Origin of the sequence: Vibrio sp. B172a (assembly GCF_030248355.1) — a bacterium.
Taxonomy (GTDB): domain Bacteria; phylum Pseudomonadota; class Gammaproteobacteria; order Enterobacterales; family Vibrionaceae; genus Vibrio; species Vibrio owensii.
In genome coordinates this window covers 515,883-530,307 of sequence record NZ_JAHGAC010000008.1, presented here as the reverse complement: position 1 = coordinate 530,307, position 14,425 = coordinate 515,883, and the positions used below count along the sequence as shown (strand labels likewise).

Annotated in this window: 15 protein-coding genes; 9 read left to right on the top strand and 6 right to left on the bottom strand. The window is 46.7% G+C overall.

Translation table 11 applies throughout. The features are described from left to right. Positions 1–7 precede the first annotated feature (7 nt). Together KIT90_RS12200 and KIT90_RS12195 are read right to left on the bottom strand one after the other, a co-directional pair. Complete coding sequence (locus KIT90_RS12200; protein ID WP_199481921.1) at positions 8–880, bottom strand: aspartoacylase; 873 nt, start codon at positions 878–880, stop codon at positions 8–10. A gap of 61 nt (positions 881–941) precedes the next feature. Beyond that, on the bottom strand, positions 942–1,820 hold the full coding sequence (locus tag KIT90_RS12195; protein WP_180826885.1) for a 6-carboxytetrahydropterin synthase: 879 nt from the start codon (positions 1,818–1,820) through the stop codon (positions 942–944). Positions 1,821–2,022: 202 nt separating this feature from the next. On the opposite strand from KIT90_RS12195, the gene KIT90_RS12190 reads away from it, so the two are divergent. From KIT90_RS12190 to KIT90_RS12155, 8 genes are all read left to right on the top strand, one after another. Then, positions 2,023–2,892 (top strand): DMT family transporter, encoded by an 870-nt coding sequence (locus tag KIT90_RS12190; RefSeq protein WP_285376853.1) that lies wholly within the window; start codon positions 2,023–2,025, stop codon positions 2,890–2,892. Between the two features lie 391 nt (positions 2,893–3,283). After that, the gene (locus KIT90_RS12185; protein WP_285376852.1) at positions 3,284–5,464 is read left to right on the top strand and encodes an FUSC family protein; all 2,181 of its coding nucleotides are present in this window, start codon (positions 3,284–3,286) and stop codon (positions 5,462–5,464) included. A gap of 10 nt (positions 5,465–5,474) precedes the next feature. Then, positions 5,475–7,160, top strand: a complete 1,686-nt coding sequence (locus tag KIT90_RS12180; protein ID WP_285376850.1) for a TolC family protein — start codon at positions 5,475–5,477, stop codon at positions 7,158–7,160. Beyond that, positions 7,160–7,363 carry a DUF1656 domain-containing protein gene (locus tag KIT90_RS12175; protein ID WP_005453214.1) on the top strand — a complete coding sequence of 68 codons (204 nt, stop codon included), beginning with the start codon at positions 7,160–7,162 and terminating at the stop codon, positions 7,361–7,363. The genes KIT90_RS12180 and KIT90_RS12175 overlap by 1 nt, the downstream gene beginning before the upstream one ends. Before the next feature lie 12 nt (positions 7,364–7,375). Next, complete coding sequence (locus tag KIT90_RS12170) at positions 7,376–8,263, top strand: HlyD family secretion protein (RefSeq protein ID WP_005436231.1); 888 nt, start codon at positions 7,376–7,378, stop codon at positions 8,261–8,263. Between the two features lie 19 nt (positions 8,264–8,282). Then, positions 8,283–8,969: a potassium channel family protein gene (locus tag KIT90_RS12165; RefSeq protein ID WP_005436230.1), complete on the top strand. Its 687-nt coding sequence runs from the start codon at positions 8,283–8,285 to the stop codon at positions 8,967–8,969. Next, positions 8,962–10,113, top strand: coding sequence for an AI-2E family transporter (locus KIT90_RS12160; RefSeq protein WP_005436229.1), 1,152 nt, complete (start codon positions 8,962–8,964; stop codon positions 10,111–10,113). The genes KIT90_RS12165 and KIT90_RS12160 overlap by 8 nt, the downstream gene beginning before the upstream one ends. Positions 10,114–10,306: 193 nt before the next feature. After that, positions 10,307–10,978: a DUF2057 domain-containing protein gene (locus KIT90_RS12155; RefSeq protein WP_045416167.1), complete on the top strand. Its 672-nt coding sequence runs from the start codon at positions 10,307–10,309 to the stop codon at positions 10,976–10,978. 64 nt (positions 10,979–11,042) lie between these two features. Here KIT90_RS12155 and KIT90_RS12150 read toward each other — a convergent pair whose 3' ends face one another. The 3 genes from KIT90_RS12150 to KIT90_RS12140 all read right to left on the bottom strand — a co-directional run bounded on the left by KIT90_RS12150 (position 11,043) and on the right by KIT90_RS12140 (position 13,335). Beyond that, on the bottom strand, positions 11,043–11,879 hold the full coding sequence (locus KIT90_RS12150; RefSeq protein WP_285376847.1) for a DUF481 domain-containing protein: 837 nt from the start codon (positions 11,877–11,879) through the stop codon (positions 11,043–11,045). A 126-nt stretch (positions 11,880–12,005) separates the two neighbouring features. Continuing rightward, positions 12,006–12,449, bottom strand: coding sequence for an RDD family protein (locus KIT90_RS12145; protein WP_038894516.1), 444 nt, complete (start codon positions 12,447–12,449; stop codon positions 12,006–12,008). A 121-nt stretch (positions 12,450–12,570) separates the two neighbouring features. Next, a complete protein-coding gene (locus KIT90_RS12140; RefSeq protein ID WP_285376846.1) occupies positions 12,571–13,335 on the bottom strand; it encodes a ferredoxin--NADP reductase in 765 nt (254 codons plus the stop codon). 209 nt (positions 13,336–13,544) lie between these two features. On the opposite strand from KIT90_RS12140, the gene KIT90_RS12135 reads away from it, so the two are divergent. Beyond that, positions 13,545–13,997 carry a thioesterase family protein gene (locus tag KIT90_RS12135; protein ID WP_005453229.1) on the top strand — a complete coding sequence of 151 codons (453 nt, stop codon included), beginning with the start codon at positions 13,545–13,547 and terminating at the stop codon, positions 13,995–13,997. A gap of 175 nt (positions 13,998–14,172) precedes the next feature. Here KIT90_RS12135 and KIT90_RS12130 read toward each other — a convergent pair whose 3' ends face one another. Beyond that, on the bottom strand, positions 14,173–14,391 hold the full coding sequence (locus tag KIT90_RS12130; RefSeq protein WP_005436214.1) for a VF530 family DNA-binding protein: 219 nt from the start codon (positions 14,389–14,391) through the stop codon (positions 14,173–14,175). Between the last annotated feature and the right edge of the window lie 34 nt (positions 14,392–14,425).

Below are 14,425 nucleotides of genomic sequence, written 5' to 3'. Positions count from 1 at the left end.
GTTTCAATTACTCCGCGCTCACAACCTTTTTCTCAGCAAGTGCCATAGCGATATTAGCTTTGCTGTAAGCACTCTCATTGATGAAGTGCGGATAGATATCCTGTTTGCCTTCCCAGAAAATGTCGTAACCAAAGAAAGTCGCGAGTAGTGGTTCGCCCGGTTTGACTACCTCGAAGTCTCGTCCACAGATCATAGGGTGAACTGTCGCGACACGCATACCATCGTGATCGACAGGAATCATCACTTCTTCAGTGTAAAAATAAGCATCGTAGTCGTTCAGCTCACCAACTTGTCCAAGGTTATGCTGTTCAAGGTAATCGAGCACCATGGTCAGCATCTTCTTCATTAGCTCTAACGTGTCGTACTTCAGTGAGCCATGCGCTTGAGCTCCAACCTCGATCATCACGCCATGTTGCCCAGTGGTGCACAAGTATGGTTGGTCATCCCACGCTTTTCTGTCTTCAAACAAGATGTTGGCTTCTGGCATACGTTGCTTCACATACGCACCCATCTTGCGATAGAACACGTCGTTAGAAACCAAAATCAAAGTCGCACCCATGTTACTGGTGGTGTTGTGCAGATCGATGATCAATTGATTCTCTTGGTGAGCATGTACTTGCGTGAATTGCTGCGCGATTTCAGTTTCTTGCTGAGTCGCAGGCGATGATTGATTCGCCAAGGCAAATTCACGGTTGAGATCGGTTTCAACATAACGAACGTTTTGCTTTACCGCTTCAGGGTTACCAAGTACACACTGAGTATTGAACGTTGAACGGTCAGCAACATAAAGGCGATCTTTGATGAGCTTTTGAAGATAAATGCCAGAAAGCTCATTACCATGCGTACCTGCCACAAGCAGAACACGATTAAGTTTGTCCATAAAAGTGATATTCCAAATATTGAGTAAAAGTGAGTTTTGATTGAGATTGAGCAGCGCCTTCTTAGCGAAACGCCATTGCGCCTTTCCCTACGCCTTCATAAGCGATGATTTGTAACGACTGTCCTTCTTCCAGTGAAGGTGCAATTTCATTGGCGATAAACACAGCCAACAGCTCTACCGTCGTATCGGTGTTCAATACCTCGGTTTCGCTGTGCGCAATAGCAAGTTGAAAGTCACCTTGTGAAGTGGTGTATCGGAAGCCAAAATGCGTATCGCAGTTGATGAGGCTTGCATGTTCGCTCAGTTCCAAATGACTAATCTCAACCAGATCTTCGATAGAAGCGAGGTAGATATCCTGCCAGCGCTGCGCAAAAGCGTCCTCACGAGCGGTATCGCGCTGACCATCAACCAGAATTTGAATCGGCGAACGATGACCATGTGCAATGCGCTGACAGTTGCCATCGTGCTTTTTTAAACCGTGGGTGTAGTGGTAGTAAGCGCCATCGAGTTCTTCATGACGCAAGGTCACGTCAATCGATGCCACATTAGTTGGTAAATGACCTTGCAGAACTTGGTGGATGTGTTGCGTTACACTCTCGATTGAGATTTCTTGTGCATTCACGAAGCAAAAAGCTTCATCCGGGCAATGCAGGTGAATGCTCTTTTCTCCGCGCATGAGATCAACTTGGGTATAGCCTGCTTTCGTGTTCGACCTTTCGACTGCGGAATTCTTTACGGGGACAAGCAAGCGGTGATCAACGTACTGATCGACCAATTGTTTGATTTGTTTTTTTACTTTCGAGAAATCCAGCACCATGCTCATCTCGTTGAGATCGCCGTGCATTACTACGTCCAGAATCCAACTCTCGCCGACCATACCTCGTGTTTCACACAAATACGAAGCATCAATAACCGTGAGATCGTTAACAAATAGATTCAATCTGAATTCCTCATTTTATGTTGAGTCTAAAAATCAAATGTTATGTTATAACACTTACCGCTCTCGCTCAATTTCGTAAAGTGATGTTCTTTCCGCTCTGCGTTGCGCTATGGTTTCAGCTATAACTAATCACTTTATCAACTAATTAGCCCTTTCGATTTAACGCTACACTGCGACTCTTAATGAGATTTGAGGATAAGAAATGTCGACATTTTTACTGACCGCGATTGCCATGTTGGCGTTTGCCGCCAACTCGCTGTTGTGCCGTTTGGCATTGGCAGCAGGTTTGATTGATGCGGGCAGCTTCACTCTCATCCGTTTACTCTCTGGCGCCGTGACTCTCGTCGTCATCATGCTTTTGCGTGGGAACTGGCGCAGTCAAATTCCAACAACTCGATTCAGTCTGTTCGCTGGTGTGGCCTTATTTGGATATGCGGCACTGTTCTCTTTTGCTTATGTAAAACTAGCAGCTGGCACTGGAGCCTTGTTACTTTTTGGTGCCGTGCAGCTGACTTTGCTCGCACTCTACTGGTGGCAAGGGCAACGGTTTAAAAGACTCGAATTGATTGGTATTGCGGTTTCTTTGCTTGGGTTTGCGTGGTTAATGTTGCCATCGGCGACACGTCCTGATGTTTGGTCAGCTTTGTTAATGGTGTTGTCAGGCATTTGTTGGGCAGGGTTTACCGCCTTGGGTAAGCAAGCTCCCACTCCTAGCAGCGGCATTACTTGGGGATTCATTACCGCTTCTATCTTTGGGCTTTTACTCTCTCCTCTTCTACTAGAGTCCATTCACGTTACGTTGCAAGGCGTAGTGCTCGCGGTTGCATCCGGCGCCATCGCCTCTGGTTGCGGTTACGTCCTTTTGTATCAAGTGATGCAAAAACTGACCTTGCTGCAAGCGGCAGTCAGCCAACTTTCTGTCCCTGCGATTGCGTTAGTCTTAGGAAGCGCGTTGTTAAGTGAGCCGCTCACTACCCACTCAATCATCACCAGTGCCATCACCCTTGGTGGTATCGCTTTAGTATTTTTATCTCGCTCCCAAAAACCGACAAAGACTCCAGCAAGCCAATAAAAAATAAAAACTTTCCTCTCAACTTATCTCCCATCATCTATGCTTTTTGTTAGGCACTTGTTTTCACAGCACTTTGGACGTGAGCAATGCCTAACACGCTGGCGATGAGCCTTGAATAGAAATTTGGTTTGGTAACTCCTGCAAAACTGTATCAGTAATGAGATTTTCTAGTTAAACGTTTTCTTGGTCATTTTTCCCTCACGCCATAGGTAACGGGGTGTGAACGGCGATTTGAGCATTTTGACCCAATTTGGTTTTGACAAAGGATTTACAAACCACCTCTTTTCAATCGCTATATTCCGCCTCCGCAATTTTTTCAGAACGAAATTCTGATTATTGACTGAGTAAATTCATCCACTTACAAACATAAGCCTGAGCTAACTTTGAGACTATGAACGATAAAAGCAAATTTGCCACAAAAGTAGCGCTTAGCCTGACTCTGGCTTATCTGATCCCATTTGCCATGGGTTGGCCGCAAGCGTCGACGGCAGCAACGACAGTCATGTTGATCGCTTCAACAGGCAGCCGCCGTGAATCGCTAGCGAAAGGCACATTGCGTGTGTTGGGTACATTGGTCGGTGCTGTGATTGGCTTGTTGCTAGTTGGAATGTTTGCTCAAGACCGCTTCATGTACATGCTCAGTGTCTCTGTGGTTGTGTCCTTTATCTTCTATTTCCGTAACGCTTACCAAAAAGACCCAACCCTGCTTGCCCTAACCGGCGTAATGACTTTGATGATGTCGAACGGTGGTGATGCAGAAGGCGCATTTATGTACGGCGTTGACCGCGCGTACATGACCATCTTTGGCGTGGTGCTTTACACCTTGGTGGGCACATTCTTATGGCCAACAAAGACAGAGCAAAACCTTCGTCAGCTTATTGAGCAACTTAACCAAGCTCAGCAAGCGCTGTTCGCGGCGATTTTACAGAACTTCGAACAAAGGCATGCTCAACAACAAGGGTTGATTCCGGCTTCGGGTACTCTGGACAGTGAGGAAGACGAAGAACCAAAGCCCACTATCGACGAGTTGCTAGACAAAGTCTTCGCCGCGCAAAACGCGCTGGAGCAACGCTTTGCAACCGTGAGTGTCGAGTGCAGTGATGTCTCGGCCTACATGAAAGAATGGCAACTTGCCGTCCACTTCAATAAGCAAATCACCCAAGAACTCAGCGTGGCAGCACACAGCCACTTTAGCCACCAGCAAGACCGAAGCTGCATCAACAACTTCGACCAAGCCATCGAAGAAATTCAAACTCTATTCAAAACCTGTCAAGAAATGTGGGACAACGAAGGCCCAGCCTATCGCGCGCAGGAATTTAAAGTTGATTACAACCAACAGGCTTTATCGGACGCCCCACACCTTGCAAAAGGCTCCGCGCTCACGCTTGGTCACTTGCTTAAATTAATGCACCAAAGCTTATCTCGCTTAGCAGAGAGCATCAGCTGTATTGATTCTGTGACCAACAATGTTTCGTTCAAACAAGAATTGCCGAAGCAGAAGAGCAAGTTCCTTTGGTGGGATGCCGAAAACTTCAAAACCGCAGTGAAAACCTTCACCACTTACTGGGTGGCAGGGTTGATTTGGATTTATTTCAATCCACCGGGTGGTTACTCGTTTGTTACCTTCTCGACCATCTTTATGTCACTGCTGTCGTTCGTACCTGTTCACCCATTCATGTTGCTGATTTTGTTTACGTTTGGCTTCCTATTTGCGGTGCCTTCGTATGTCTTCATCCTGCCGGGATTAGAACTCGGCGGTGAACTCGGCTTGTTCATTTTCATCTACACCTTTATCGGCTTCTACTTGTTTAAAGGGCCGGTGACCATCTTCTACATGATTGGCTTGTTTGTCCTCGGTCTCGACAACAACATGACCTATCACTTTGGCATTCTGATGACGATCATGACCTTGTTCTACATGGTGGTGTTCATGATCATTTTCGCTCACTACTTTCCGTTCAACTCCCGTCCGGAGCACTTGTTCTTGACCATGAAGGAGCGGTATTTCAGGCATGTGGGCGATTTGTTCTCCAGCTACCACGAACAGTCTGAATCGACTTACAAGAAGATGAAACGTTCACTTCACTTGGTCACACTGAACGTCTCTTCGAAAAAGCTCAAAGTGTGGGGTTCTAAGATCAACCACAAGCTGTTCGACAAGACACCGCCAGAAGCGATTGGTGCATTCAGCAAGTCTTGTGACGCCCTGAGCAACCACGTCAACATTCTGATTGCTGCCGAACAAAAGCTATTAAGTAACCCACTTATCAAGCAGTTACGCAGCAAACATACCGACTCCATATTACCTCTGATGGCTGGCGCACTCGCAAACCATCAGGCGACCGACGAACTCGATTCTGTGTTCGAAAAATACAGCCAGGATTACCAATCCTTTGAAAATAAACTGGAAGATTTCTTTAGTGAGTTGGATTTATCTGACTACGCTTATTCAGAGATTGCCAGTTTTTATATCTTGCTGAATTTAAAACGGAACGTGTTCGAAGCGATCAACCAATGCAAGCAAACCTACGAGGATATCGATTGGGTGAACTTACGTCAGAAGCGGTTTTAAAGGTGAGGATATGATGCTTCTAAAACTAACTAAACCAAGCCTCGCCATACTCTCTGTACTCGGATTGAGTGCGTGTACGACTTTGGGTCCGGACTACGTCCATCCAGAGCAAACCGCCTTACCAAGTGATTGGTCGGTAGAAAAAGCGGCGCAAGACACACAGCAGTCTGAGCAAAAACTGCAGCAGTGGTGGCAGCAGTTCAACGATCCAACACTGAACCAACTGGTTGAGATGGCGAGCCAACAAAACCTCGATCTTGAGGCGGCGGGTTTGCGCATCGTCCAAGCACGTTCGCTATTGGGTATCTCAACTGGATTACAATACCCACAAGTGCAAACTGTCTCCGGTAACTTAGCCAGAGCTTATGTGAACGACCAAGGTGTGAATAACGCTGCGCTATCGTTTGATGCTGGTTGGGAGATGGACATCTGGGGCAAATACGCACGTGGCATTGAATCAGCTGAGGCTGGTTACTATGCATCGATTGCGTCATACCACGACATCATGGTGACCATCACCTCTGAGGTGGCACGTAACTACATCAACTATCGCACGTTCCAAGAGCGTATTTTGCTTTCTCGTCGAAACATCGAGATCCAAGAGCGCGTGGTGAATATTACTCAGGTGCAGTTTGATTCGGGTAACGTAACCGAGCTTGACGTTCAGCAAGCGAAGAACCAGCTCTTCAATACTAAAGCGGCGCAACCTTCGCTTGAAATTGCAATGAAGCAGTCGCGCACGGCATTGGCACTGCTGTTGGGTGTCCTGCCAGAAGACGTTGAAAAGCTACTGCAATCTGATGGTTTTGCCCAGCGTATGGCTGATTACGAAAACCAGTTTAAATCCTCAGGCAGAAAACCTGCTTTGTCTGGTAATGATGAACGTTCCATCGTACCTCGCCCTCCTCTGTTGGATGACAAAGTGGATGCGAACCTAGTAATGCGTCGACCTGACTTGCAGGTTTCAGAGATGCAAGCACGAGCGCAAAGTGCTCAGATTGGCGTTGCAGAAACAGCACTGTACCCAAGCTTCACCCTGTTCGGCTCGATTGGTATCGACAGCACAGTACCGGATGGTAGCAGCTTTAGTTTCAGTGACTCGTTGACCATGGTCGCGGGGCCAAGCTTTAGCTGGAACATTTTTCAGTACGGCCGAGTGAAGAACAACATCCGCTTTGAAGATGCACGCTTCCAAGAAACCATCACCAACTACAACAAGAAGGTGCTGCAAGCGGTTAATGAAGTAACCAATGCGCTGGAAGCTTACGACTTGTACTTGGAGCAAAAGTCGTTGCGCCTGCAATCGGTGAACTCATCCATTCGCGCATTCAACATCTCGATGACCCAGTACGAAAACGGTCAGATTTCTTTTGAGCGTCTTCTGAATTCAGTAGAGAAGATGACTCGCGCAGAAGACAGCTACGCCACCATCAAAGGTAACGTCGCAAACCAAGTAGTTGCCCTCTACAAAGCACTCGGTGGTGGTTGGGAAACCCAAACTGGTAAGCCTTTCTTATCAGAAACCGTTGCAAAACAGATGCAAGACCGCAGCGATTGGGATGATTTGCTAGACGAAGAAGAACGCGTTCTGCCACCACTGCTTCTTGAGCAACCATCAGACAAAGAGCAAGCGGACAGTCCTGAGCAAATAAGTGATGAGCAAAACAGTGCCGAGCAAGATGGGGAGGTGCAGTAATGCCACACGAACTCTCTTGGGGTGACGTTTATTTCTCACCGCTGCTTTTGGTGCTGATTCTTGCAGTCACCGCTACGTGGATAACGGTGATCATTTTGAACAAGACGCGCTTGTCTCGTTTCATTGCGTTTCCGTCTCTGACATTCATTGCCATCATGGTGTTCTACGTGGTGGCCATCGACAGTTTTTATATACAGTTTTAGGTGCCCAACAAGATGAAAAAACTACTCGTTATTGCACTCAATCTTGTCATTCTTGGTGGCGCGGCGTGGTTCGGCTATCAGAAGTTCGAAGAGTATTTTAATAACCCATGGACCCGCGATGGTCAGGTACGTGCGAACGTTATCAAGGTCGCACCTCGTGTGTCTGGCCCTATCGTCAATGTTGCGGTGATGGACAACCAAGAAGTAAAGAAAGGTGATCTGCTGTTTGAGATCGACCCAACCACTTACGAAGTTGCCCTATCACAAGCCGAAGTGGCGTTAGAGAAAGCCATCGTTAGCTCTCGCGGTAAAAAGATCGAATACGATCGTTTGAAAGACATTCGTGCGAAAGACCGTGGCGCTGTCTCTCACAAAGATCTGATTCGTCGTGAGATCACTTACGAAGAATCACTACTGCAAATCAAATCGGCAGAAGAGCAACTTAAATCCGCACGCCTGAATCTTGGTTACACCAAAGTGTACGCATCGGTTGATGGCTTTGTATCAAACCTCGATATCCGTGACGGTACACAAGCGGTTGCAAACCAACCATTAGTAGCACTTATCGACAAAAACAGCTTCTGGGTCTTTGGCTTCTTCCGTGAAAACCAATTGGCTCAAATTGCTCCGGGTAGCGATGCGCGCGTGACCTTGATGTCTCATCCAGATACGCCAATCGATGCAACGGTGGACTCAATTGGTTGGGGTATCGCACCAAAAGACGGCACCGTGGGCTACAACCTACTGCCGAACGTGAATCCAGTCTTCCAGTGGATTCGTCTAGCGCAACGTATTCCGGTTCGCGTCTCTCTGCATGAACTGCCAGAAGGTGTCGATCTTCGATTCGGGCTTTCTGCTTCCATCATGGTGATGAAGGACTCATCACAAGAACAAGAGTAGGAGTTAAACAGGCATAACCATGGTTATTGGAAAAAAACTCAAAAACATCAATGAAGAAAACAACTTCTTCTATCTGACCTTAGCGCTTATCGGGCTTTTGATCGGCGGTGCGTTTGTACAGGTCGTTGGAGAAGGTGCGATGGAGCACTTACTGCAAGGCTTCACCATCATCACCTTCATCGTCTGTATGGCGAGCTTGCGCTTTGACAAAAATTGGTCACGTTTCCTCTATACCCTATTGGGTACTTGGGTTGTGGTGATTGGTATCAAAGCCGTACTAGGCATCAAAGAAATGGACGTAGTGATGCTCGCCCTCACCTTTGCGTTCTTCTTCGGCACATTTAAGTCTATCGCAAGGCAGATTCTGTTCACTGGGCATGTGAACACCAACAAAGTCATTGGCTCTGTTGCTCTATTTTTGCTGCTGGGTCTGATGTGGGCAATTGCTTACCTCATTCTTCTTGAGTTCTCTCCAAACTCATTCACCGGGATGGAAGCCATCTCTTGGGGTCAGAACTTCTCTAATGCAGCGTATTTCAGTTTCGTCACCTTAACCACACTCGGTTATGGCGATATCAGCCCTCTAACACCATTGGCGCAAGTCGTTGTGTATTTAGAGGCCATCGTAGGCGTGTTTTATATGGCGATTGTTGTTTCAAGTCTCGTCAGTTCCAACATTGAACATCAGGTAAACAAAAATGGATAAACAATCGGTAAAAATCGAGAGTAAGGTTTTCATCAGTAACATGGTGGAATCCGCAATACGTATCGGCTTGATCTTAGTCTTGCTGATGTTTACATACGACATCATCAAACCTTTCATTCTTCCTGTGATTTGGGGTGCCATCATTGCCGTTGCATTGATGCCAATCTGTAAGAAGCTGGCAAAAGTTTATGGTGGTAAACGTGGCCTAGCGGCAACGACAATCGCCTTGTTGGGTATCGCACTATTGGTTACGCCTTTAGTCATGGTATCTGGCTCTATCGTCGATGGTGCAACACATGCGCTAGACGTTTTACAAAGTGGCGATATTAAGATCCCAGGTCCAAAACCTTCTGTCGCAGAATGGCCGTTGGTCGGTGACAAGCTTTACGAAGTATGGACACTGTTCGCAACCAACCTAGAAAAAGCCATCCAAACCTTTATGCCTCAAATTAAGGCGGGTCTGACTTCTCTGCTTGGCATGGTAGGTGGCGCACTAGGTAGCTTGCTACTGTCAATCATCTCTCTAGCAATTGCCGCTGGCTTTATGACTTACTCTGAGTCTTTGGCTTCTGGCCTGAAAACCATCGCAGTTCGTACTGCAGGGGACAATGCGAAAAGCTGGACAACACTGATTGCTGCGACCATCAAGAGTGTGTTACTTGGCGTAGTTGGTGTAGCAGCTATTCAAGCACTATTGATTGGTGCAGGTTTCTTCATCTTTGGCGTTCCGGCTGCAGGTCTACTAACGCTGGTGCTGATGATTCTTTGTATCGCACAGCTACCTGCTCTATTGGCAGTGCTGCCAGTCGTTGGCTACATGTACATGACGCAAGACACCAGCACAGCAACCATGTTTACCGTTTGGGTTGTGGTTGCAGCGCTGTCTGAAAACCTATTCAAACCAATGCTAATGGGCCGTGGTGTTGATGTACCAATGCCTGTCATTCTGCTAGGTGCCATCGGTGGTATGTTGTTCTACGGCATCGTTGGTCTGTTCTTAGGTGCGGTTATTCTTGCGATTTGGTACGAGCTATTCGTGTGGTGGTTGAACATTGAAAAAGCTCAACAACAGCAAGAAGCGTTAGCGGAAAATGCCGAACAAGCTTCAGAACAAAACGAAGCTGGACATGGCGCTGGTATCTAATCGTTCTATCAATTGAAACAAACCGCTGCCCTTTGCAGCGGTTTGAGCTATTTAGCTCACAGTTTCATAGTTTGGTATCCGATTAAAATGACGTTCTTGTTAAATTTTCAATCTTCTTACATTCGGGAGTTGCAATCGAACAATGAACGATGCACTCTCGATGACCACTAATTCAGTGCTTAGGATAAAAACAATGAAATTGATCAAGCCTTTAACTTGCGCGCTTGCTTTGGCTATGAGTGGCATGGCATTCGCGGATGTGACAGTAACCGTTCCTGACGACGTTTCTATTTTGGCGGCTAACGGCGAGAAGGTGAAACTATCTGGCGGCTTCTTTGCTTCAGAAAAATCATTCACGCTACCTGACGGCGTAAACCAAGTTGTGTTCCGCTACGCACCTTACTTCAGCCAAGGTAATGATCGCCTAAGCGTTGAGAGTGACGTTATCGTAACTCGCTTCGACGCAACGGACGCTGAACTAAGCCTACAAGTTCCTGAATATCGCGACCTTCGCCAAGCAGAAGACAAAATCAAAGACCTAGATTGGAAACTGATTGATGCTTCTGGCAACGCAATTGCGGTAGAGCAAGACAAGCTAATCAAGCCCGGCATGCAAATCGGTCGTGATTACGTACGTGAAGTGGAAGACTACAACAAGACTGGCGGCGTTGCGGCAGTTGGCGTTGTAAGTGCAGCGGTTATCCAACCAGCAACACTTCCTGCAAAGATCCCAGCAGACATGAAGCAAACTAAGCCTGCGACAATGAAAGCAGATTCAACGGCTGAAGAAATGCTGCATTTCTGGTACCAAAAAGCAGACGCTGAGACACAAGCGCGCTTTAAAGACTACATCAACCAACAATAATCCCGTTGGTTTAGTCGTACAGACTAGATGTAAAAAGCCACACTCAAGTGTGGCTTTTTTATTATCAGAATTTATACGCTAAGGTCAGCATCGGCCCATAGAATCGATAGGTAACATCGAGCGCTGAATTATCGCTTTCGTAATCCACCCCGACTTCGTAATAGTTGAACGACCCGGTCATACTAAACTGGTCGGTGAAAAGGTATTTCGCGCCAAAATCGACTTCCAACAAGTATCCCTCAATATCGTCTACTGCTAGATAAAAGACTTGGGCGTGACTTTTCAAAATCCAATCTTGATTCAGCGAATACTCCGCCCGAATGCCTAAATCTGGCAAAGGTGCCGTAACATCACTCAGTACAGTCTCGTCCACAAACATCACCGGAAACTCATCAACGCCACTTGCCTTAGCGCCAAGCTTGCCGTCCAAGCCCAGCGACAACCACATCACGTGCAATCCGGCCAACACATCCACCGCCCACTTGTCACTGGTGTAAAACTGGTAGCCATAACCTAGGCGCGCAATATCGATATTTAGCTCAGTGGTCAGCTTTGAACCCGCTTGAACCGCGTAAGTCGTTCCATCCACCGTGACTTCAAAAGGCTTAGTCACTGCAGTGCGGGTCGCTTCTCGGTGTAGGCTTCGCCAATCCACATAGACGCTGTGTTTTTTATTGAAGTAATACTCGACCTCAACATAAGGCAGCACAGTAAACTCTTTCAAATCGAGATCCGATTCGACATCAATAGTGCGTATTTGATCGAGGTAAGGGTCGTAAGCGTTCAGTTTGGTGTCAGTGCGAGAGAAAAATCCGCCCGCTTCAATCTCCCACTCACCAGCGATAGTGGCAAAGGAAGTAAGCGTGGCAAGGCACACTGTCCAACCAGCTTTGTTCATCATCCTTGAATCCTAAGCGATTGAATTTATGTCTGAAGTAAGTGTAGTGGTAAGAAGAGAAATATGGAAAGTTGACTCGCTCGCAACTCTGAGTGAAACAACCGCTTTAATACAAGATCAGCGAGTAATTTAACAGTTGACGACTTTAGTGCCAGAGAGCATGTCGTGTAACAAGCGACGTTCTGGGTGACAAAAGAGCAAAATGACGTTCACTAATGGCGTAAATGGAATCAGCATTTCAATTAAGTAACTGATGCACAATCGAAGTGAAGCGGTGACTTTCGTCGTGTCGTGGCCGTTCTTCATCACCACTTTAATCCCCACTAAACGCATACCTATGGTTTGCCCTTCGCGCAGTAGATTCCAATTCACTAGCATCAACATGGGGATGGTAAGTACGTAGCTCGCCTTTGTATCCTTTACCAGTTGAAGATTCTCACTCACAGAGAGTTCAAAGTCGTTCACAAATGAATTGATGGTCAACGCAATCAGTAATACTAACCCAGTTACGATCATCAGATCGATGAGACCACCAATCATCCTTCGTTTTCTATTGGCAATTGAACACCACATACCTTATCCCCTCAAATGCAAGCTGATGCATTCTAGGGATGAGGGTAAGTGTGCTCAATTAAGAGAAGTCATATTTGTGACTCTCTCTCAGAAGTGAGATGGTCTAAAAATTGATCAGCGCTTACCAATATCTCTCGTAAATGATATTGCCACCCGTTCGGGCACGATACTTTTCCAAGCCTACCTCTTGCAGTACTGGAGAGGTGTCTTTGATCATCTCAGGATTGCCACACATCATCACAAAGCTGCTTTCTTTAGAAAACGGTAAGTCCGCACGATTAACGAGCTCTCCCGACGCAATCAGATCTGGAATGCGGCCTTGAAGCTTACCCGGAATACTCTCACGGCTGACAATCGGCACATAACGAAGACGACCTTCATATCGCTGTTGGAGCTGCTCAATCAGGTATTTGTAAACTAAATCTCTTTCGTAACGCACACCATGCACCAGCACAATATGATCGCTGTGTGGCAGTAGATTAATGTCGTCTAACAAGGAGAGAAATGGACCAATGCCTGTGCCGGTGGAAAGCAGCCATAGATCGTTTGCGTGTTTGGGAATGGTATCGTGGATCAGGTCGCCATGGGCCGTTTCACCAACATAAATGCTATCGCCGGTTTGAAGCTGCTGCAGCCTTGGTGTCAGTTGCCCTTCTGGGTTCGCGACGACTAAGAATTCGAGCCACTCGAACTGCTCACTGGGCGCATTCACCACCGAGTATGCACGGCTAATGGGATTACCCTGTTCGTCGAGCAAGGCGAGTTTGGTAAATTGTCCGGCTTTGAAGGAGAGAGGCGCACCGGAAACTCGTAAACTGAACAGCTCACCTGTCCAGTCGATTCGTTTTTCTACTTTGGCAAGATTGAAACCTTTCAGTTCTGTCATTGGACATCTCCTTTTGGTTACGCTTACTTAAACCTACGCCTCACAACTGACTATGTAAAGTTTTTAGTTTACAAAAATAAGCATCTAATTCATTTCACATTTTACATACAATTTTATTACATTTTAATCAGTTCCATCTAGAATAAATACTCAAAGTGATAAGTCGCTTGGCAAATTGCGGCAACGTCGATGAAAAAGGAACATGAGTAATGGATACGTTATTAAAAGAATTCCCAGTGATTACGGAAATCAAAGTCGCTTGGGGAGAGATGGATGCCCTACAACACGTCAATAATGCGGTGTATTTTCGTTACTTCGAAACTGCGCGTTTGGACTACTTCAACAAGATTAATCTGTTGGTAGATTTGCAGACGTCTCACATCGGTCCGGTTTTAAGCGAAACCCAATGCCGCTATAAGCTACCCGTTACTTTTCCAGATACGCTTTTGATTGGCTCACGCGTAATCGACATGCAAGAAGATCGCATCACGATGGAATACCAAGTGCTGAGTAAGAAGTGGGGCAAGATTGCGACCATCGCAACCGCCACTGGTGTGATGTTTGATTTTAAGAACAATGTGAAAGCCGCAATTCCAGATCACGTTCGCCAGTCGATTTTAGACTTGGAAGGCACCGTGGGCAGTACGCATCATTTGGAGTAAGGAAAGAGGCGAGAAGCGAGATGCGAGATGCGAGATGCGAGATGCGAGATGCGAGATGCGAGATGCGAGAGATTAAGGTCTAAATAACCGACAACGCAACAAGAAATCAGCGTCATTCCGGACGAGCCTAAGCGAGCCATCCGGAATCTCTCTTTTAGACCTGCACCAAATCCGATTAGCAGAACGTTTCGATGTACAGCGCTTCTACTTTATCTCTTGCCCACTGCGTTTTGCGTAGGAACTTCAGCGACGATTTGATTGAAGGATCTTTCTTAAAGCAGTTCACACGAACGCGTTCATGCATTCCGTTCCACCCAAAGTGCTCAACTAAACGGGTAAGGATTTTCTCTAAACTCAACCCGTGAAGTGGGTTATTCGGCTGCTGTTGGCTCATGCTATTGATCCGGTAAAGTGAAGTTGCGCGCTAA

Excerpts from the sequence above, each read along its gene's own strand:
- KIT90_RS12200 (WP_199481921.1), bottom strand. The coding sequence starts at position 880 with ATGGACAAACTTAATCGTGTTCTGCTTGTGGCAGGTACGCATGGTAAT.
- KIT90_RS12190 (WP_285376853.1), top strand. The coding sequence starts at position 2,023 with ATGTCGACATTTTTACTGACCGCGATTGCCATGTTGGCGTTTGCCGCC.
- KIT90_RS12185 (WP_285376852.1), top strand. The coding sequence starts at position 3,284 with ATGAACGATAAAAGCAAATTTGCCACAAAAGTAGCGCTTAGCCTGACT.
- KIT90_RS12180 (WP_285376850.1), top strand. The coding sequence starts at position 5,475 with ATGATGCTTCTAAAACTAACTAAACCAAGCCTCGCCATACTCTCTGTA.
- KIT90_RS12175 (WP_005453214.1), top strand. The coding sequence starts at position 7,160 with ATGCCACACGAACTCTCTTGGGGTGACGTTTATTTCTCACCGCTGCTT.
- KIT90_RS12170 (WP_005436231.1), top strand. The coding sequence starts at position 7,376 with ATGAAAAAACTACTCGTTATTGCACTCAATCTTGTCATTCTTGGTGGC.
- KIT90_RS12165 (WP_005436230.1), top strand. The coding sequence starts at position 8,283 with ATGGTTATTGGAAAAAAACTCAAAAACATCAATGAAGAAAACAACTTC.
- KIT90_RS12160 (WP_005436229.1), top strand. The coding sequence starts at position 8,962 with ATGGATAAACAATCGGTAAAAATCGAGAGTAAGGTTTTCATCAGTAAC.
- KIT90_RS12155 (WP_045416167.1), top strand. The coding sequence starts at position 10,307 with ATGAAATTGATCAAGCCTTTAACTTGCGCGCTTGCTTTGGCTATGAGT.
- KIT90_RS12150 (WP_285376847.1), bottom strand. The coding sequence starts at position 11,879 with ATGATGAACAAAGCTGGTTGGACAGTGTGCCTTGCCACGCTTACTTCC.
- KIT90_RS12145 (WP_038894516.1), bottom strand. The coding sequence starts at position 12,449 with ATGTGGTGTTCAATTGCCAATAGAAAACGAAGGATGATTGGTGGTCTC.
- KIT90_RS12140 (WP_285376846.1), bottom strand. The coding sequence starts at position 13,335 with ATGACAGAACTGAAAGGTTTCAATCTTGCCAAAGTAGAAAAACGAATC.
- KIT90_RS12135 (WP_005453229.1), top strand. The coding sequence starts at position 13,545 with ATGGATACGTTATTAAAAGAATTCCCAGTGATTACGGAAATCAAAGTC.
- KIT90_RS12130 (WP_005436214.1), bottom strand. The coding sequence starts at position 14,391 with ATGAGCCAACAGCAGCCGAATAACCCACTTCACGGGTTGAGTTTAGAG.